The following is a 20,774-nucleotide window of genomic DNA, read 5'->3' on the forward strand; positions in this document are numbered from 1 at the left end:
CTAAATTAGTATCCACTTTATTTCAAAAATTGAATCATGAGAAAAAAATAATTATAGTAGTACTGTTGCCAGTGGTATTTTTTGCGCAAAATAGTTTTGCTCAAGAACTCTATACTCCACGAAATATAAAAGAAGCCTATTCAAACGGTAGTCGTTCAAAAGACGGAAAACAACAAGACTAATCGTCGTGTGAGTACTCAAGCGGCTTATGATGTAAAAGGAACTGATTTTATTAACTCGGTAAAAAACAATAATTACGCTTTGGCTTGGTTTTCTAATAATTGGCCGGGAATTCCTTATCCTTATTCTAAAATGACTGCCTTTCAGGGTTTTGCTGATATGGAATATCCAATGATGGTAAACGATTCTCAAATGGGAGATCCCGTTTTTGCACAATTAGTACAAGATCATGAGATCGCTCATAACTATTTTCCTTTTTATATGGGAATTAATGAAACCCGTTATGCATTTATGGATGAGGGGTGGGCAACAACATTAGAATATCTGATAGGAATTGCAGAGCATGGTAAAGATGCGGCAGATAATTTTTACAAGCAATTTAGAGTAAATCGATATATAAATGATAAATCTGCCGAAGAAGATCAGCCTATAATTTCGATGTCATCCTAACTGTCAGGAGCGGGTTATGGTAATAATTCATACGGTAAAGCATCACTTTCTTATTTGGCTTTAAAAGACTTATTGGGGGATGATTTATTCAAAAAAGGCTTACACACTTATATGGAAGACTGGAATGGTAAACATGCTATTCCTTGAAATTATTTCAATTCGGTAAATACGAGTTCAGGTAAAAATTTAAATTGGTTCTTTAACAACTGGTTTTTTACTAATAATTATATTGATATAGCTGTTGCAAATGTGAATAGTAAAACACAAACAATTTTGATCATAAACGAAGGTGGATTTGCGATTCCGTTTGATGTAAATATTATTTATACAGATGGGACTAAAGAAACGGTCCTTGGAACACCTGCTATCTGGGAAGCCAACCAAAAAACGGCAACGATTAGTTTTAAAGGAACAAAAAAGATGAAGTCAAGAACACTAAATGGCGGACTTTTTATGGATGCTACACCACTGAATAATACTTGGAGTTCTAAGTAATAACTCTAACTTACCATCTTTTAAAAGTGCAGAAAAGTCTCGTTATCAGTAACGAGACTTTTTTTTATGGAAATATGTTCCGTCCTGAAATCCAGACAGGAGCGATTACTAAGATAAATTTTACTCATGTTTTTTTGAATCAAAAAAATTATAAGTATTTGATTTTCAGTATTTATGGTTATATTTACTTAGTGTAATTAACTTTAAAAATAATAAGATGAAAAATAGTAAACAATTGTTGATGTCAATTTTAGTAACAATTTTTACTGTTGCATTCTTTTCATGTAAAAACAATAAAACTGAAAAAGTTGATGAAATGAGTACAATGGAAGAAGTTGATATTGCCAGTATAGCATTTATGCCTTTTAAGGTTATTTTAATCAAACACGATGTTGCTGATTACAATAAATGGAGGGTAGCATATGATGCTCACGATTCAATCCGAATGTCATATGGAATTTCGCATTTTGTTATTGGTAGAGGGATGGATAATCCTAATACTATCATGGTTATTGATAAAATGAACGATTTCAATAAAGCAAAAGATTTTAGCATGTTGCCCAGCCTTAAGGAAGCCATGAAGAAAGCCGGTATAATAAGTACGCCTAAATTCGGCTTTTATGAAGTAATTCGAAATGATGACTCAAACATAAATCTGAAAGACAGACTAATGGTAACCCATCGTGTGAAAGATTTTGACGCTTGGATCAAAGTGTATGATGAAGAAGGAACAATCAAAAGGATGGAAGAAGGATTAATAGACAGAGGGATGGCAAGAAGTGTTGATGATCCTAATATGGTGACTTTAGTATTTGCAATCTCAGATATTGATAAGGCTAAAGCAATGATCAATTCAGAAGAACAGAAAAAATTGATGATGGAAGCCGGAGTAGAAGGCGTTCCTGAAATGTTCTACTATAAGTTAGTAGAATAAAGTTCAGGATGTCCATAAAACCGTAAAAGGGTAAACTCTTGCGGTTTTTCAATGTCTGTTATTAACTTTGAATCAAACAAAATAATGATGGAGTTTTATTTACAAAAGGAATTTAGGATGCTTGTGTATTTTTCGCGATTTATAGGTTTGACTATATAATCAGCCACTTCATGTATACTCTTTGCTTGAATAAAGTCATCCGGGTTATTTGAAGAAGTAACTACATAGATCATTATTTTTTTTTCAATTTTAGATTTTAGTTCGATATATTTATTTAAAAATTGCCAACCATTCATCACCGGCATATTGATATCAAGAAATATAATATCCGGAAGTTTATTTTGATCATCTACGTTAGAAAATAAAAAATCTATAGCGTCTTTTCCATCCGAAAAAATAAGTGTTTCATTTACAGATTCAAATGATTTAATAAATCTTTTAGCGATAAATTGGAAAATAGAATCATCATCTATAATTGCAATTATTAATTTGTTATCCATATTATAGTTTTTAAAATATAATTTTAAATTTTGTTCCAACATCAACGGTACTATCTACGGTTATCGTTCCGCCCATTCCTTCAACTTGGGCTTTAGTGAGGAAAAGTCCAACTCCTTTTGCATCAGGGTGCTTATGGAAGACTTTGTTAAACCCAAAGATTTCCTTTCCATGTTCCTTTAAATCAATTCCTAAACCATTATCGCTAACTATAAGTGCAGTTTCATCGTTGATGATATGGGATTGAAAATGAATTTTGGCAGTGCGCAGAGGCGAACTATATTTTAAGGCATTGCTTAGAAGGTTTTGAATTATACTTTCTAAATACAGGGCTGAATAATCTATGCTTGGTGCCTTTGAAAAATCACTTGTGATTAGAGCCCCAGATTTAATGATGTCCCCTTGAAAAGATTCGATTGCATTTAAAAAACAGGTGTCGAAGACTAAGTTTTGTTTTTCCTTTTTTGTGTCATTTTTAACAGAGATAACGTTTAACAAATCATTTAGTGTAGTAGTAAGGTTGGTGACTGTTATTTCAAATTTTTCTATTAATACATCTTTAGTTTTGGGGTCTTCTTCCTCTTTATAAATATCTATAAGAGAATGTAAATTACTAACGGGGGCTCTAAAATTGTGAGATACCACATAGGCAAACTCCTCTAACTGTTTATTTTGTTTCGTTAGGTGATTTGTACGCGCCAGAATTCTTTTTTCAAGATTATTGTTTGCTAAAACAATTTTATTTTCAGCCTCTTTTCTTTGATCATCAATTTTATTTAAATTTTCTTTACTAAAATGAGCTATAAATAAGGTGATTAAGATGAATGAAGCTTGTAATAAAACATTTGCAGAAGCTCCGTTTATTTGCTCCGTTTTGGAAATTTCTATTCTTAAATAACCTAATGCTAAGACCGAGATTAATATTATCGGAAAAAAAGAACGACTAATTTTATGTCCTATTTTCGAGCCAACAAATATTGCGACAAACCCAAGATGAGGTTGAACTGTTGCAATCATTATGGAAAGTAACAGAAGCAGAAAAGCACCATAAATCGAAAAGTTGCTAAAGAAATAGAGATCTTCTAAACTTGGGATGTTATCTGATAAACTTAAGATTGTAAGAAATGCAATTAGTGTGACTAAGTGCAAAGCAGCTTGTGCTGTTTGATTAAAAAATTTACGTTTTGATAGTATACCTAAAAATGACAAACCTATTACTATATAGCAAAAAACACTTGCTAGACAGGGTTTTATATTCGTATACCTCTCAATTATTATACTATCAAAAATCGGATTAAGGTATATTGAATTAAGAACGTCTGAGTCGAGTTTTAGCAGGTAGAATAAATTGAGAAGACCATTTATAATTAATAGGATTGAGCAATACTTAATAAAAGCCCTGTTTTTTTTGTTTATTAAAAAATGTAATGAAAAACAATATAGTATTAAATTTATTGAAGAATTTAATTGAATCGGTATGGACCAGGGGTAAGATAAACTTGAATAATAGTTTAACTTGAATAGATAGCCTAAAAACATAAGCAATGCAATTCCCCCAATTATTATACTTAAAGTCTCTACTTTCTGTTTAGTTTTTAAGGGCATCGATAGATGGGATATTGTTAAATTGATTTATATAGTTTGCTACAAAAGAAAACACTTGTTAACCAACAAATGTACTCTAAAATTATAAATAAGAACAGTTTTAAATTTCAAAGCACCTATTTTTAAGAGTTGTTAGCGTCGTTAAAGCCAGCGATAATTAAAAGTAATTTGTGGTATCAAAAAAGAACTGAAAATTTATTCATGTAATTTTCTATTTAACTGTATAATTATTATTTTTTTTTTTTAAAAACTTAAAAGATTAATACACATCATACTTTCAAAGGTTCTAATACTGGTTTTTGTGCGTTTTGTTGCTTTTTTTAAATTAGGATGTAGCTTGTTTAATACAATGAATCTGTTACAGATAATTTACTTTGAAACGCAGAGTAGAGGGTAATCATTATAGTGAAGGTTTGATCTATGCTATCAAATACGTGATGATGGAGGTGCAACTTTAAGAAAGTTTTATTAATGAAATATTATTTTAAGTGTGGATGATCCTAAAGTAGTAACCTTAATACTTGCAACTTCAGATTTGTAGAAAGTAAAGGCGAGAGTTGACTATAAAGAAACGAAAAATTTGATGATGGAAGCTGGAGTCGAAGGTGTTCCAGAAATATTCTATCATAAGTTAGTTGATTAAAGATTAGGATGTCTAGAGAGCCGTAAAAGTATAAACTCTTGCGGCTTTTTAACGTTTATCGTTACTTTTTTAAACTTTGAATCAAACAAGATAATGATGGGTTTTTATGTATGGACGGAGTTAAGGATGCTAGTATATTTTTCGCGATCAATAGGTTTCACTATATAATCCGTTACTTCATGTATACTCTGAGCTTGAATAAAGTCATCGGGATTATTTGAAGAACTTACTATATAGATTATTATTTTTTTTTCAATTTTGGATTTGAGTTCAATATATTTATTTAAAAATTGCCAACCATTCATCACCGGCATATTGATATCAAGAAAAATAATATCTGGAAGTTTATCTTTATCATTTATGTTAAAATATAGAAAATCCATAGCGTCTTTTCCATCAGAAAAAATAAGCATTTGATTTACAGATTCAAATGATTTAATAAATCTTTTAGCGATGAATTGGAAAATAGGGTCATCATCTACAATTGCAATCATTAATTTTTCATTCATAATATAGTTTTTAAAAAATAATTTTAAACTTTGTTCTAACATCAACGGTACTCTCTACGCTGATTGTTCCGCCCATTCCTTCAACTTGGGCTTTGATAAGGAAAAGTCCAACTCCTTTTGCATCAGGGTGCTTATGGAACACTTTGTTAAATCCAAACATATCTTTTCCATGTTCCTTTAAATCAATTCCTAATCCATTGTCGCTAACCGTAAGTACAATTTCATCGTTAATTATATGAGATTGAAAATGAATTTTTGCAGTGCGCAGAGGCGAACTATATTTTAAGGCATTGCTCAGAAGATTTTGAATCATACTTTCTAAATAAATCGCTGAATAATCTATGCTTGGTGCCTTTGAAAAATTACTTGTGATTAGAGCCCCAGATTTAATGATGTCCCTTGAAAAGATTCGACTGCATTTAAAAAACAGGTATTGAAGACTAAGTTTTGTTTTTCCTTTTTTGAATTATTTTTAATGGAAACTCCACTTAATAAATCATTTACTATAGTATCAAGATTGGTGACTGTTATTTCACACCTTTCTAATAATAGCTCTTTTAATTGCATATTTTCTCCCTCTTTGCAAAGGTACAAAAGAGAATGTAAATTACTAACCGGTGCTCTAAAATTATGAGATACTACATAGGCAAATTCTTCTAACTGTTTATTTTGTTTCGTTAGGTGATTTGTTCGTTCTAGGATTCTTTTTTCAAGACCATTGTTTATCAAAATAACTTTACTTTCAGCTTCTTTATTTTTAGCGTCAATTTTATTTAAAGACTCTTTAGTAAAGTAGATTATAAATAAGGTGAGTAAAATATAGGAAATTTCTAATAATGCATTTGCAGACGCTTCGTTTATTAAACTCGATTTGCCGATTAGTATTCGTAAATATCCTAAGGTTAAGATCGAGATTAAAATTTTAGGAAATAATTAACGACTAATTTCATGACCCATTTTCGAGCCAATAAATGTTGCTGCAATGAACCACAGCGGTCATTATAGATAATATAAGAAGTTTAAAAGCAGTATAAATAGAAAAAGAACTAAAGAAGTCGATTTGATCTAAACGGGGATTATTATCTGACATACCAAAGATTGTAAGCAATGAAATTGGTGTCACTAAATGCAAATAAAATTGTGCTGTTTGATTAAAGATTTTGTTTTTTGAATTGATACCCAAAAATGAAACGCATATTAATATAAAGCTAAAGACGATTGCCAGGCAGGGTTTTATAATAGTATGATCCTCTATTATTATACTATTTTATAGAGGATTAAAATAGAATAAATTAGGATGGTCTGAATCAAAGGATATAATGTAGAGCTAATGTTAAGAAGGTCCATATATTCTTGCGAATGACTTAATAGTGGAGATATTAAAAAAAAAGGAAAAGAAGTAATTTGTTTGTCATTACATAAAAGCAACTTTTTTTATAAGATGAAAAAGTTTATTTTTAGAGCGGACGTATCTTTTTATTTCAAGTTGCAGGATTCATAATAAGTAGTTCTGTTAGTAGAAATAGTTTGGTTAGGTTAATGTTTTGCGCAAATTCTGCTGCGGGATTGACATAAGAATAAAAAAAAGAATTAAAAATAGTGTGATTAAGAATAATACGGAGTGGTCAATTGCTGCAGTCGTCGAAAGAGCGATGGCTCAAGTTCCATTTTCCAGTAAAACAAAAGCCTGAAAGTATAGGGAATGCGATTAAATGGTGGCATGAAGGTGTAAATGCTATTTTCTTTCCATTTCGGGATTACAGTATATTAAATTAATTGCTTAATTTAGTATGTCATAAAAGGAATTTTAAAATAGAAATCCAGCTGCAGCGATATGATTGTTCTTTCAATTAATATTGGTTAGTGTAGCTCGTAAAAATAAGGTGTCATCAAGAAAAAAATCAAAATAGTAAAAGAAAACATCCACGAGGGACTCCATCGTGAGCCCTACTTTGCACATCCTAGATTGAAGTTTATTCCTAATATTGTAGTGAACTTGATTAGCTTCCTACTTTCTTTAGCAGTGGTTGTAAGTGTGCTTTATTTTGTTTTGAAATATTTGATTAATAAATTTTATCATTTAAATTAATTACAAATTCCGCTGCAAGAATGGATCTCTAAAAAGTTTCTTTATTGTCAAAGAGATTAGTGAAGAGATAAATAACTAAGACATCTTATGCCTTGGTAGATTAATTTCCTGTGGATAAGGCGCTCGATGGGTCATGCTCACATCTTCTTTAATTTGTTGATGCGCTTTGTATTGTCGGTCTGTAGAATTAGAATACCTCGGGTCGGGGATGAACGGCATTTTTGCCATTTTGCTTATGGTAATAGTAGGGAAGTGGTAGTCGACTTCGACATTTCCCAATAATAAATAACAACCTCCGCCCAGAAAAGGATATTTCTGAAGGCTATCAGCAAAATGAGCTGTGTCGAAGAAACCCCCTTCGGTATCAATCCAGGTTCCAAAATACATAGTACCCCTTTTGGTAGGGACGTGTTTCCGAGAAATAAGATACGCCAGCATTTTTACGGTTCTCTTATGATGATGCAGTAAATCTTTGGCCAACACAGTACCGCGGTATTTTGTCTGCAACAAATCGAATGGAGTACAGGATACTGGAAAACTGAGTAGTTCTATTTCGTCGAAGGCATCTTCAAAAGGCGAGCGTTCCAATACCGGAAGTGTGTACTCCTTAACGGGTTCTTGAAGCAACATTAAATTCCTGTTCTCCGGTTTGTAATTCACCAGTATCAATCTGGCGATGACGAGTAATTGGTTTTTTGTTTTGGTTGTAAAACGAAAGGCGCCAATGAAAATCAAGATTTGGATTCCTTCTATGCCTATCGGAATACGATTGATGAAATCTTCAAGTGATTGGTATTCCCCGTTCCTATTTCGCTCTGTAATGATACGATGCGCTGTTTTAGAATCGAGCCCTTCAAGTTGCATCAAACCCAGATAGACGTTAACTCCATAAACGGTAGCTTCGTATTCGCTTTTGTTGACACAGGGAGTATTAATGATACCACCAGACATTTTAGCCTCATGCACATATACTTCTGTCCTGTAAAAACCGCCTTGGTTGTTGATGACGGCCACCATAAACTCTACGGGATAATATACTTTTAGATACAGACTTTGATAGCTTTCGACCGCATAAGAGGCAGAGTGCGCCTTGCAAAAGGAGTAACCCGCAAAGGATTCTATCTGTCGGTATATTTCCTGACTGAGTGCTAAGGGATGTCCTTTTTGAGCACAACAAGCAAAAAAATTGTCTTTTACTTTTTGCAAGGCTTCCACAGAGCGTCCCTTACCACTCATCGCTCGGCGCAAAACATCTCCATCGGAAGCAGGTACTCCAGCAAAGTGTAATGCAATTTTTATTACATCTTCCTGATACACCATAACGCCATAGGTTTCTCCCAGATGTTCTTTGAATGTTTCATGAAAATATTCGAACTGATCGGAGTGGTTGTGTCTGAAAATGTACTCTTTCATCATACCACTTTGCGCCACACCCGGACGAATGATGGAGGATGCAGCGACTAATGTTTTATAATTGTCACATTTGAGTCTTCGCAATAAGCCACGCATGGCCGGACTTTCAATATAAAAACAGCCAATGGTTTTTCCGGTACTTAAAAATTCATTACACTTTGCTTCATTTTTTGACAATGCCGTATCTCGAATATTGACGTCGATACCGCGATTTTTTTTAACCAATTTTACCGTGTCATCGATATGACCGATACCGCGCTGGCTCAAGATGTCAAATTTTTCAAATCCAATATCTTCAGCAATGTGCATATCAAACAATACAAGAGGGAAGCCTTTTGGTGGCATTTCTAAAACCGTGTAATTTGTAATGGGTTCTTCTGAAATTAAGATTCCGCAAGAATGCATACTACGCTGATTGGGATATTTCTCGAGAAGCATACCGTATTTCTGTACCAAGGCAACTACAGAATTGCTATCGTGTAATTGAATTGGGTTTTTTGCCAGTGCATCCAGTTCTTCTTTGGGCAAACCAAAAACTTTACCCACTTCCCGGAATATTGAGCGGTATTTGAATTCCACATTGGTACCACAAAAAGCTACATGATCTCGACCGTACCGATTAAAAATGTATTCTAGAATAATATCCCGTTCCTTCCAACTCCAGTCAATGTCAAAATCGGGTGGACTTTTTCGATTCAGATTTAAAAAACGTTCAAAGTACAAGTCCAGTTCGAGTGGGCAAATGTTCGTAATACCGAGACAATAACTCACAATGCTGTTGGCGCCGCTACCTCGCCCGATATGCATAAATCCCATGCTGTTGCTGTATTGAATGATATCCCAAGTGATTAAAAAATAACCGCTGAATTTCAACTCATCGATGACTTTTAATTCTTTCTCTACTCTGGCGCGTGCTAGAAGATTAGTGTTGCCGTATATTTTTAACATGCCTTCGTGTGCAAGGCTTGTCAGCAGTTGCATGTCATTTTCTCCACTGTCTGTATAATAGGTTTTGTTTTTGGGTGTTTTGAATTGGAATTCAAAATTACATTCGGCAATAATACATTCAGTGTTTTCAATAATTTGGGTGTAATCGCTAAATTTTCCCAGCAGTTCTTCCAATGGAATCATCGTTTCTGATGTCCTGCAATAATCGGCTTCGGTAAGTTTTGATAAAATGACATTGGTGTCAATTGCCCGAAGTATTTTATGCAGATTGAATTCTTTCTTTGTCCTGAAAGTCACCGGCTGTAAAACCACCATTTTATCCAGTTTGCTTTTCCATACGGGATGAAATAGCATGGGAAGTTGGTCCGGACGCATACCCAAAAATTCAAAATCTCTAAAAATATCAGGAGTATTCTCGACCGGATAGAGGATACTTACATTATTAAATTCTGGTGCTTGAGCAGGTAGGGGAGTTTTATCGAAATTATGCTTGGTTAGAAAACGATTCATTTCGGCAAGACCTGAAGCGTTTTTGGCTAAGCCAATGTAAAGCAGTTTGTTGTTGTATCTAAATTCAATTCCGATGATAGGTTTTATAGCAACAGCCTGACATTCTTTGATAAAATCATAGATACCAGTAACCGTATTTATATCAGTTAATGCCATGGCTTTTACACCGCATGCAGCGGCCAGTTGGACTAATTCGGTTAAGGGAATAGTGCCATAACGCAAGCTGTGATAAGAGTGACAGTTGAGGTACATTATTTGTTTTTTACTTTGAGAGTGGCACCGGCACAACGGGCTACAGCATCAAAACCGTAGCGTTTTTTCATTCGATCCATCGCCTGATACAGTGATAGCATTTCTTCAGTATCTTCAAACATATTGATTTGGTAGGTTCCGCGAACCAACCCGCTAAAGCGAATACCGATGAGTCGCAGCCGCATTCGACGTTGGTACAACTTATCGAACAACTCGGTGACGCTTCTTGTCAAAGTATGGTCAGCCGAAGTGTATGGGATTCGGCATTGTTTTGTTTCGGTATCAAAATTAGAATAGCGTATTTTTATCACTACCGTTGAGGTGAGCCATTCCTCAGAACGCAACTGAAAAGCCAGTTTTTCGACCATACCTACCAGTATTGATTTTAATTTTTGAATGTCGATAGTGTCCTGACCAAAGGTGTGTTCTGTCGAAATTGATTTTCTCTCCGTGTAAGGCTCTACCGGATTGTTGTCAATACCGTTTGCTTTTTTCCAGATATCAATTCCATTTTTGCCAATCATTTGCTGCAGCACTTCTGCTGGCATTTCTGATAACGTTTGTATGGTTCGAATGCCAATGCGCGACAATAATTGAAAAGTGACGTCACCAACCATCGGAATTTTTTGGATGGACAACGGATTCAAAAAAGTTTTTACCATAGTTTCCGGAATCTCTAGTTTCCCTATTGGTTTTGATTCGCCGGTTCCAATTTTCGAAACCGTCTTATTAACGGATAATGCAAAACTTAGCGGCAAGCCTGTTTCTTTTGTGATTGATTGTGAGAGTTCGTTAGTCCATTGGTAGCATCCGTGAAACCGATCCATTCCCGTAATGTCCAGATAAAATTCATCGATGCTCGCTTTTTCTACAATGGGTGCTTTTTCTTCAATGACTTGGGTAATATCATGAGATAATTTGGAATACAATTCCATGTCGCCTTTCATTACTTTTGCCTGCGGACAAAGGCGGAGTGCCATTTTGATAGGCATCGCAGAGCGAACACCAAATGTCCGAGCTTCATAGGAACAAGAAGCGACCACACCTCTGTCTCCACCGCCAATAATGAGCGGTACGCCATTTAGTTTTGAGTTGGTTAACCTTTCGCAGGACACAAAAAAAGTGTCCATATCCATGTGTACTATTGACCTTGCCATACTGATTTGTTTTTCAAATTATACATTTATCCATTTCATTTTAAAACTTTTCGGCAAATTTGAACTACAAAATTAGCACAGGTTGTAACAAAATAAAGTATATTTGCTGTTATAAATTATAACAAAATTATTATGTCTTTATTTTCCGATAACATCAGACATCTAAGAGTTAAAAAGGGTATTTCTCAGGAAAAACTCTCTCAAAACCTTTTAATAACAAGAGGAAGATATGTCAAATACGAAGACGGCAGCTCTGAGCCTCCGTATGATATATTGAAGAGAATGTCGTATTATTTCCATGTCAGCATTGATATTTTACTCTCGGTTGACGTACAGAAAATACCCATTGAAGACTTACTGAAGTTGGGAGACAACAGGATATTGTTACCAATAACAGTTGATCAACAGGGAGAAAATATTATAGAAATTATACCTCATAAGGCACAGGCAGGATATCTTAGTGGTTATGCAGACCCGGAATTTATAGAAAGCCTGCAACATATTTCGCTTCCTTTTTTACGGAATGGGAAATTTCGTGCTTTTCCTGTAGATGGAGATTCTATGCCGCCACATAAGAAAGGCTCCTTTATCGTAGGTCAGTATGTAGAACGATTGGGTGATGTAATGGACGGGAAAACATATATCGTGATTACTAAAAGTCAGGGAATAGTTTATAAACGATTGAACAAAAATGGAAAAAATGCATTGATGCTGCATTCTGACAATACGATTTATTTGCCTTATGAAATTAAAGCTTCGGAGATTTTGGAAATTTGGGAGTATGCCTGCAGTATTGCTACTAATGAATTTACACCGGATGATTTGAGTGCTGAGAGTTTAAAGGATATGTTTAGGGAACTGCGGAGAGAAATTCGGGAAGTGGGGAGTAAAATTAATTAATACCAAACGAATTTATAATTTAGTATAAAGCGTTCTGGTATAAAGAACGGAACCGCTGAAATGCCAGCTTGGCTTATGCCAATCTTATGAAATAAATAAAAAGTCTTCTTTTTTGGTTATAAATTAAGCTTGTGATTGAGTTGTAAGTGTTGATCCGGCGGAAGCGATTACCACAAAAACAACGGCGACTATCTCGTTAAAATTAAGGTGTTCCTGTAAAAATAGCAGCGCGCAAATAGAAGCGACTGCCGGCTCCAGACTCATTAAAATACTAAATGTACGGGCAGGAAGTTGCCCGAGTGCTTTCATTTCTAATGTAAAAGGAATAGCACTGGACAAAAGAGCAAGCGCTACTCCTAAAGAAAGAAATGTTGGCGTGAGATTATTGAATCCGTTTCCCATAACTCCAAAGGGCACAATCAATAGCGAAGCAAAGAGCATTCCGGTTGCAACAGCCTCTCCACCTTTCATTATTTTTGAAACTTTCCCTCCCAGAACAATATAAAAAGCCCAAAAGGCTCCCGCCAATAAGGCAAATAGGACCCCTAAAACGTTTACTCCGTTATTTGTCCACGGAGCAATCAAAACAATTCCTGCTGCTGCCAGAAGGACCCATAAATAATCGATGAAACGTTTTGAGCCAAAAACAGCCACCAGTAACGGCCCTATAAATTCCAGTGTCACTGCTAGTCCAATGGGAATACGCTCTATGGCCATGTAGAAAATTAAATTCATCGCTCCCAGGCACAAACCATAGGGAATCACAACCTTCCATTGCTTAGGGGTAATCTTGAATAAATTGGGTCTGTAAACGGCGAAGAGTATGATAGCCGAAATACCAATCCTTAGAGAGGCAGTTCCAGCTGCACCAATAGCAGGAAAAAGACTTTTTGCAATTGCGGCTCCAGACTGAACACTTATTATCGCAAAAAGTACGGCTGGTAACGGAGGTATGTTGAGTAGTTTGTTTTTCACTTTATTATTCAGATGCAGCAGGTAAAACTACAAAATTTATACTTCAAAAAGGGGCTTGTACATAAGTGTGCATTAAAAAAAGATAAATAATTTTAGACAGGCTATTATTAACTTGTTAGGTGTAATTTAAAAACTACCAACTATTTTTTGAAACATATAAGTAAATAAAGAGCATGTGAAGAGTTAAATTTCATTTCCCGCCTTGTTCGTTAACAGAAAACAGCTTATATGGACTTAAATCTCTTGTAATGTAAGCCCTATTGGTTTAGGATTAGCGATTGTTAAAGAAATAACATAAACAAATTCAATTAAAATTTCATATCATTACAATAATATTACGCACGCATTTTCTTTAAGTCAGTTTCAAAAATATATTTATGATAAATTTTTGTTTACAAATATAAAAATATCGAATCAAAGTGATGAAACCCAAAATAAATATTTTACTATTCGTGATAGTTATGCTAAGTGTTTCATCTTGCAATGTTTATAACACCATGCGATTTGGTGCATTACCTGACCAGCATGACTTTTCTCATTTTCCTCAAAGAAAGATTGAAAATCAACCCCCAGTTTTTAATTTTATAAAATCTGATAAAGACTATAATTTAGGAAAATGGATTGGCTTAACTAACAAGTCATTAAATCCAAGTAATGTTGCTCTAGATAGTTTCGTAAAACTTCATAATACAATTTCGTTTTTAATCATCAGGAATGATACTATTTTGTATGAAAAATATAATGGTAAATACGCTGACACTTCATTAGTCTCTTCGTTTTCCATGGTCAAGCCAATGATATCTACACTCATAGGAATAGCCGTTTCAGAAGGGAGAATTAAAAGTATAGATAATCCTATTACGGATTATTTAACTGAATTTGAAAGTAAGCCAGGATTTGATAAGATTACAATAAAAAATCTACTTCAACATACTTCAGGAATAAAATTTACAGATCAAGAATTTAATATTGTTTCCGATAATGCAGAATTTTATTGGGGCCATGATTTAAGAAAAGGGATGACAGAATTAACGGTTAAAACTGCGCCTAATATAGAATTTCATTACAGTAGTGCAAACACCCAGCTATTAGCCTTAATTATCGAAAGAATAACAAATAAGTCCATTTCAAATTACTTAGAAACTAAAATTTGGAAGCCATTAGGCATGGAAGCACCTGCCTATTGGAGCTTGGACAAGGATGTTGATAATGGTATGGAAAAAGCTTTTTGTTGTCTACAGGCAAGGGCAATTGACTTTGCCAAATTTGGACGGTTGTATCTCAACAAAGGGAATTGGGAAGGAAATCAGATTGTTTCAAGAGATTGGGTAGACTATTCAACACATTCAGATCCGACTAATAATAACAGACATTATTATAACAACAATTGGGGAATAGGGCCTTTAAAATACAATAGTTTCTATGCTGTAGGGCTATACGGTCAATATCTGTACCTGTATCCGGAAAAGAATATTCAAATTATTCGATTTGGAGATTCCTCACTTTCCTATAACCCAAATTATTGGCAAGATGTTTTCATCCAAATTATCGATCAATTAAGCTCGTTAAAATAAATAGTAAACTATGATACTAGCGAATAAACTTCCATAGTAGACTTGCTAACGATACCCTTAAATTGAGTTAAGAATAAAAGCCTTAATTAGTAACATTGTGAACTCGACCGCTGACAATCAAGAGGTTTTGATTAGCCTATTTTTTTGTTTATTATTCAAATGTGGGAGGACAAAGTCACAAAATTTATAGTTTAAAAAAGGCTTTCATTTTTTAATGAAAACAATCGTTGTTAAGGTTTTTGACTACTTTTGGAATAAAAATAAAATAATGGGTTTCAAACATTTATTTAAAGCAAAATTGAATTGGTTTTCTACAAAAAATGAGGAGGTTGTAATTTCCAAATTTTACAGTAAAAGCCATACCGTTACAATTGAAGGAAAACCTGTTTTAAATGTTTCTGCTGCCAGAGCGTTTAAAGGGGATCCAATGTTATATAATCCGGAAGATATGCTGCTGAGCAGTGTGGTTTCCTGTCATATGATGTCCTATTTATATGTTTGTACTCAAAACGGAATCGAAGTGCTGTCCTATACTGATGAAGCTGAGGCAACGCTTGAGGTTTTAGAGAACGGTAGCGGACGTTTTATTGAAGTTCGTCTGTATCCTAAAGTGATCATAAGGCAAAAAGAAAAAATAGCCGAAGCGCTACGTTTACACCAAAAAGCAAACGAGCTCTGTTTTATTGCTAATTCCTGTAATTTCCCGATTGTTCATGAGCCAAATTGTCAAATAGAATAAGGTTTTAGAAGTTTTTTTTTAAAGCAGCTTTTTGAGATTGAGGTTTCATCTTATGCTTATCTTTGGCAAGTACCAGAGCTATTAGCACTGGGGGGGTATCGTTGGATAGAAACAATTTCTACACTGTCTAACTAAGATGTTTAGTTGCACACCAAGGATGTTTGGGTTCTATTTTTTAGAAGAAGAAAGAAAGATAGTCCAGCTGAAAGTAAAAGACGTAATTATGAATACAGCTAAGGAAGAAACAGCGAACGAGGAAGTAGCAATAAACAAAACGGTTAAGAACAAGAACACGGAAATAATTTTTCTTCGAGATAATAGGAACAATCTAAACGATTCTGTCAACTCCATAAATCTTGAATATCCAAAGTTTTTATTTAGATATTTACTCACTAAAAGGGTAAAGTCTAAAAATTGATGAACTACACGAAAATAAGAGCTACCCCGTAGTTCAAAATGAGGTAATTTATTTGTTAGTTTTTTCATTGGATTTTTTTCATTTACTCAAAGTTACGAATTCAAATTTTACTCTCCTACTTTTTCTAACAAGAACTAATAATTAAGCAAATCAAATAGTTCCGTTTTTTCAGTTGCATTTATACCTGAATAGTTTTTAGTCATTACTGGCGAACTATGGTTTAAAAGCATCATTCTTTTTACTTATTCCTTTGAAGCTAGTGCCAAATTATAAAAAAAAAGCCTTGTAAATCAAAGATTTACAAGGCTTTTTGTGGAGTCGCCGGGAGCAGTATTAATGCAATCTTATAAAAAATTTATAGTCTTAATTTATTGTAAATGTATTAATAAATTCAATAATATCAATACTTTGTGATTAATTAGTTTTATGTAATTGATTGTTTGAAAATGCAATGAATTGCAGTCAGTCGTACGGTAATCGTACAAATGTATTATATTTGTATTGTTCAAATATTAGGTACTATGGCGACAATCAATTTTTTATACCGTTCCACTAAAGACAAAGCTAATTTAGATTTACGTTTGTTGTATCGTTACAATGACAAGGATTTTGTTTTTGGAGCAAAGACAAAGTTTGAAACTACAAAACACTACTGGAGCAAACAACATCGAAATAAGTCAAAAGATATTCTTATTACAAATGAACAAACTAGAGTTAATAACGAACTCAATAAGATAGAAAATTATATTTTAAATTGTTTTAATAAGTTCAAGCCTGACAAGATAACTAAGGAATGGTTACAAACTGAAATTGATTACTACTATAATCCGCCTCAACAAGCTGAAGCACTACCAACGGAATTAATAGAATACATTGATTTTTATATTGACTATCGTAAAAACGAAATTAAAGAAACCTCAAAACAAAAGTTTAATGTTATTAAACATAAATTAGAGCGTTTTGAAAAGTTTAGAAAGGCAACTATTTTAATAAAAGATGTAAATGATAATTTTAAAAAAGAGTTTGTTGATTATTATAAAACTCAAAAGTATTCCCAAAATACAATGCAAAGGGAATTGGTATTTATCAAAACCTTTTGTAAACATGCACGATTTTTAGGAATTGAAACACATCCACAGTTAGATAGCTTGCGGTTAGATAGGGCAAAAGTTGAAAAAGTACATTTAACCTTTGATGAGATTAAAGCGATTGAAAGTATAGACAAAGGTAAGTTGACCGAAAGTTTAGAAAACGCAAAGGATTGGTTAATTATTTCGTGTTATACAGGACAAAGGATTTCGGACTTTATGAGATTTACAAAGGACATGATACGAATTGAAGAGGGACAAAGTCTATTGGAATTTACGCAAAAGAAAACTGATAAAATCATGACAATTCCACTACACCCAAAAGTTATTGAAATACTCAGCAAAAGAAACGGAATGTTTCCTTATGCTATTTCAGACCAAAAGTATAATGACTATATCAAAAACGTTTGTGAAGTAGCTGAACTTAATCAAAAGGTTAACGGTAGTCTATTAAAAGAAACTGCACCGAAAAGTGGAATATTTCGGAAAGAAACGGGAAGTTATAGAAAGTGTGATTTAGTAAGTAGCCATATTGGAAGACGTTCTTTTGCGACTAATTTTTATGGGACTATACCCACTTCATTAATGATTAACATAACAGGTCATAGCACAGAGCAGATGTACCTCGTTTATGTAGGTAAGAGCAATAAAGATTTGGCAAAGGAAACTTTCAAGTACTTTTAGAGAGTAAAAAATAATTGTTTTTGAAATAGGTGCATACTTTACACTTTTTACACAATCATAGGTAAAAAATGGTCAGAGCTGTAGAATATACAAAAAAGCAAACTTTTGTAAAATCATTGGCTAAGAATAAGCAAAGGCAAATCAATAAGTAAAACATCGACAACAAAATAAACATTGAATAAAAAACGCAAAGGGATAGTAATAAAAACAGTTAGTCACAATAGATTATTAACTGATACTAAAGCGTATTTAGTTTCGTGTTTATAGTTAATCTATGCAAATTGATTAGATTTGAATAGCTTGTTTATTATGGGTTATAAAGCTATGCAAGAGAAGCAGTTAAAAGTTAAAACATTTCGGAAATTAAAACTAAAAAAAAAAGACCCTCCCTTCCGTAATTTTGCGTTTCGGATTTCGAAAAGATGGTCGTTAAATGATAGATAACCCGATACGTCAAGTTATTTCTATCGATATTTATACAACAGAACATAAAGTACAGGTAAATGGATAAAGAATATTTGGACGGCAAAACAGAAACAAGCGGATGTACACTTAAAGAGTATAAATATGTCTATCCTAGACTTATGGAGAGTTTTATACAGCAATACGATGATTTTCAGGAATTAAATTTTATTGAAAGAGAAATTGAGAATCATTCAGCAAACCTAGAAACTTGTAAAAGTGGTATGTTAAGAATTTCAGATTTTGATTATAGGAGGGAAAATTTTGACCTAATAGAAAAAAACTGTGGACAAGAAAAATTTTTAGAAATGATGTCGTATTACGAAAAAAGAGCATCAAGCCACAAAGCAATTATTAATTATTTAGAAACCCGAAAAACTGAAAATTTAAAAGGCTTAACAAATAAAGATCCAAGATTTTGGCTTACTACTTTTCATAACAAAGAAATACAAAAAACAGGCGAGTACATTAGTATACAAAGTCAAATTGAGAATAATGGCTACTTTGTTATTAATTCTAACAACGATACTGTAAAGACGTACACGCCTGAATTAGCTTTGATTTTTATGTCAATAGGATTGATAGGCGAAAATATGGATACGAAAGAAAAGTGTGAAATAGACGACTTTGCTTATCTTAATACATACATTGAAGGTTACAAAGAAGGTACAAAGAGCTTCGAGAATGAATTTGCAGTTTTGCCAAACATTCTTTACGGGGCAAATGCAGAACAGTATGTAAGAGATATTCATTTAAATTATTTTCACATAAACCATACTGGAGCGCATGAAGGATGGCAGTTTGTAAAAAAACAATTTCCTTTAATATTAACCCATAAAGCAGTAAAAGAATATGGATATTATTCAGGTATAGTTGATAAAGTTGATGTATTGGTTGCTAAATATCCTAAACTATTTCAAACATTTGATAAATGCGAACATCAAAAAATAGACGATGAAGAAATTCAACAAACTGAAGCAGAATCTTTAGATGATTATAAAAAAGCTATTTCAGGCTATTTTGAGAACGTAATTAATTCTAAAGATAAAAGTAGCAATGAAAACCGTTTTTATTATTATAACAGGCTTGTTGATTATAATAACATGATTAATGAAAGATTGTCAAAAATCAGTAACCTAAATGTAAGGTTAAAATTACTTCTGAGTTTCAATCATAAATTAACAGCTTTAAGTACTGAAATAGTAAAATTATTTATTGCTTGTCATAAATATGACGGTTCAGATGAAACAATTTTAAACGATATAAATTTCAGTAAATATGAAGTTCAGAAAGGTTTTGACGCAATTAAAGGATTTAGGCAAAATATAAATTTTAACATTATAGAAGGGAATATCGAACTTGCAAATAATATTAAAGTTTATTGTGTTACTTTATTCAATGAGATGAAAAATAAATTAGAAGATAATTTTTATCTTGATATTGAAAACAGTCCTTTAAAAAATGATTTTGATGTGGTTTTAAACGAATTAGATAAATCAATCAATATTGAGGAGTTGAAAATGATTAATGAATTGAGTAAAACTTCTACATTAGTACCTCAACAAAATGAAACCTATAAACCTTATGTGGCTTTGAATAACCCAAATCAAACAATTTTTAAAGATGGTTTTGCATTTGCACTGTTTGATAAAATGAAAGGACTTTATAGTGATACTAGTACACCGCAGGCAGATTATAGTTTTTTGTTTGATATAATGCAGAAAGATGGCTTTGTTATTTGTACAGGTATAAAATTTATAGAATTTTTGAGTGAATTTGATATTACTATTTCTAAAATTGACAGCTCTAAAACTGGAAACAAGCGAAAAACAAAGTTATACAATTCAATTAAAGAATCATTACAAGAAAAGCACGAAAAAAGCACAATTTAAGCATTTAAACGTGCCTGTAATAACCTGAAAATCAACGCAATTTTGCTAAATAATTTAAAACATTTAGCAATATGCAAAATTCAATCTTACTTGAAAATGTAAGTTCCCAGGAATTAACGGAACTTATTACAAACGTCTTCAAAACTCAATTAGAAGACTTTAAAAAAGAGCTTAACACTCAAGCCGCAAACGATGATCTTATGAGTCGTGAGCAAGTTTTAGAACTACTTCAAATAAACGCAAGTACACTCTGGCACTGGACAAACAAAGGGCGTATTACCGTTTACAAGTTTGCGAATAAATGCTATTACAAGCGTTCCGAGTTGATGTCTACAATTACACCATTAAAAAAATAAGGC

Annotated in this window: 18 protein-coding genes; 10 read left to right on the plus strand and 8 right to left on the minus strand. The window is 33.2% G+C overall.

The annotated features are described in order from the left end of the window. The first annotated feature begins 29 nt into the window (after positions 1-29). The 4 genes from CXF59_RS15165 (at position 30) to CXF59_RS00980 (ending at position 2,059) form a co-directional block, all read left to right on the plus strand. Entirely contained in the window at positions 30-182 is a 153-nt protein-coding gene (locus tag CXF59_RS15165; protein WP_157824489.1) for a hypothetical protein, read from the plus strand. Positions 183-189: 7 nt separating this feature from the next. Next, positions 190-630, plus strand: a complete 441-nt coding sequence (locus CXF59_RS15635) for a hypothetical protein (protein WP_369828519.1) — start codon at positions 190-192, stop codon at positions 628-630. 273 nt (positions 631-903) lie between these two features. Then, positions 904-1,125 (plus strand): hypothetical protein, encoded by a 222-nt coding sequence (locus tag CXF59_RS15640; protein WP_369828520.1) that lies wholly within the window; start codon positions 904-906, stop codon positions 1,123-1,125. Positions 1,126-1,342: 217 nt separating this feature from the next. Then, the gene (locus CXF59_RS00980) at positions 1,343-2,059 is read left to right on the plus strand and encodes a hypothetical protein (protein WP_101135855.1); all 717 of its coding nucleotides are present in this window, start codon (positions 1,343-1,345) and stop codon (positions 2,057-2,059) included. Between the two features lie 95 nt (positions 2,060-2,154). Here CXF59_RS00980 and CXF59_RS00985 read toward each other — a convergent pair whose 3' ends face one another. The 7 genes from CXF59_RS00985 to dinB form a co-directional block, all read right to left on the minus strand. Next, complete coding sequence (locus CXF59_RS00985) at positions 2,155-2,559, minus strand: response regulator (RefSeq protein WP_232758551.1); 405 nt, start codon at positions 2,557-2,559, stop codon at positions 2,155-2,157. A 10-nt stretch (positions 2,560-2,569) separates the two neighbouring features. After that, positions 2,570-3,766: an ATP-binding protein gene (locus CXF59_RS00990; RefSeq protein ID WP_157824490.1), complete on the minus strand. Its 1,197-nt coding sequence runs from the start codon at positions 3,764-3,766 to the stop codon at positions 2,570-2,572. Between the two features lie 1,143 nt (positions 3,767-4,909). After that, positions 4,910-5,314 carry a response regulator gene (locus tag CXF59_RS00995; protein WP_232758553.1) on the minus strand — a complete coding sequence of 135 codons (405 nt, stop codon included), beginning with the start codon at positions 5,312-5,314 and terminating at the stop codon, positions 4,910-4,912. Positions 5,315-5,324: 10 nt separating this feature from the next. Beyond that, positions 5,325-5,627 (minus strand): ATP-binding protein, encoded by a 303-nt coding sequence (locus tag CXF59_RS01000; protein ID WP_101135859.1) that lies wholly within the window; start codon positions 5,625-5,627, stop codon positions 5,325-5,327. A 59-nt stretch (positions 5,628-5,686) separates the two neighbouring features. Next, positions 5,687-6,043, minus strand: a complete 357-nt coding sequence (locus tag CXF59_RS01005) for a hypothetical protein (RefSeq protein ID WP_101135860.1) — start codon at positions 6,041-6,043, stop codon at positions 5,687-5,689. A 1,435-nt stretch (positions 6,044-7,478) separates the two neighbouring features. Further along, positions 7,479-10,526 carry a DNA polymerase III subunit alpha gene (locus CXF59_RS01010; protein WP_101135861.1) on the minus strand — a complete coding sequence of 1,016 codons (3,048 nt, stop codon included), beginning with the start codon at positions 10,524-10,526 and terminating at the stop codon, positions 7,479-7,481. Then, positions 10,526-11,683: a DNA polymerase IV gene (gene dinB / locus CXF59_RS01015; protein ID WP_101135862.1), complete on the minus strand. Its 1,158-nt coding sequence runs from the start codon at positions 11,681-11,683 to the stop codon at positions 10,526-10,528. The genes CXF59_RS01010 and dinB overlap by 1 nt, the downstream gene beginning before the upstream one ends. 132 nt (positions 11,684-11,815) lie before the next feature. On the opposite strand from dinB, the gene CXF59_RS01020 reads away from it, so the two are divergent. Then, positions 11,816-12,583, plus strand: a complete 768-nt coding sequence (locus tag CXF59_RS01020; protein ID WP_101135863.1) for a LexA family transcriptional regulator — start codon at positions 11,816-11,818, stop codon at positions 12,581-12,583. A 123-nt stretch (positions 12,584-12,706) separates the two neighbouring features. Here the strand turns inward: CXF59_RS01020 and CXF59_RS01025 are convergent, their stop codons facing one another. Then, positions 12,707-13,558, minus strand: a complete 852-nt coding sequence (locus tag CXF59_RS01025; RefSeq protein ID WP_101135864.1) for a DMT family transporter — start codon at positions 13,556-13,558, stop codon at positions 12,707-12,709. Between the two features lie 422 nt (positions 13,559-13,980). Between CXF59_RS01025 and CXF59_RS01030 the strand changes: the two genes are divergently transcribed. The 5 genes from CXF59_RS01030 (at position 13,981) to CXF59_RS01055 (ending at position 20,771) form a co-directional block, all read left to right on the plus strand. After that, entirely contained in the window at positions 13,981-15,132 is a 1,152-nt protein-coding gene (locus CXF59_RS01030; protein ID WP_101135865.1) for a serine hydrolase, read from the plus strand. A 268-nt stretch (positions 15,133-15,400) separates the two neighbouring features. Next, complete coding sequence (locus CXF59_RS01035; RefSeq protein ID WP_101136114.1) at positions 15,401-15,871, plus strand: OsmC family protein; 471 nt, start codon at positions 15,401-15,403, stop codon at positions 15,869-15,871. A 939-nt stretch (positions 15,872-16,810) separates the two neighbouring features. Then, entirely contained in the window at positions 16,811-18,061 is a 1,251-nt protein-coding gene (locus tag CXF59_RS01045) for a tyrosine-type recombinase/integrase (protein ID WP_101135867.1), read from the plus strand. Positions 18,062-18,564: 503 nt separating this feature from the next. Next, the gene (locus CXF59_RS01050) at positions 18,565-20,415 is read left to right on the plus strand and encodes a hypothetical protein (protein WP_101135868.1); all 1,851 of its coding nucleotides are present in this window, start codon (positions 18,565-18,567) and stop codon (positions 20,413-20,415) included. A gap of 71 nt (positions 20,416-20,486) precedes the next feature. After that, positions 20,487-20,771, plus strand: coding sequence for a helix-turn-helix domain-containing protein (locus CXF59_RS01055; protein WP_101135869.1), 285 nt, complete (start codon positions 20,487-20,489; stop codon positions 20,769-20,771). Positions 20,772-20,774: the final 3 nt, after the last annotated feature.

It is taken from the genome of Flavobacterium sp. ALD4, assembly GCF_002836475.1.
Classification (GTDB): domain Bacteria; phylum Bacteroidota; class Bacteroidia; order Flavobacteriales; family Flavobacteriaceae; genus Flavobacterium.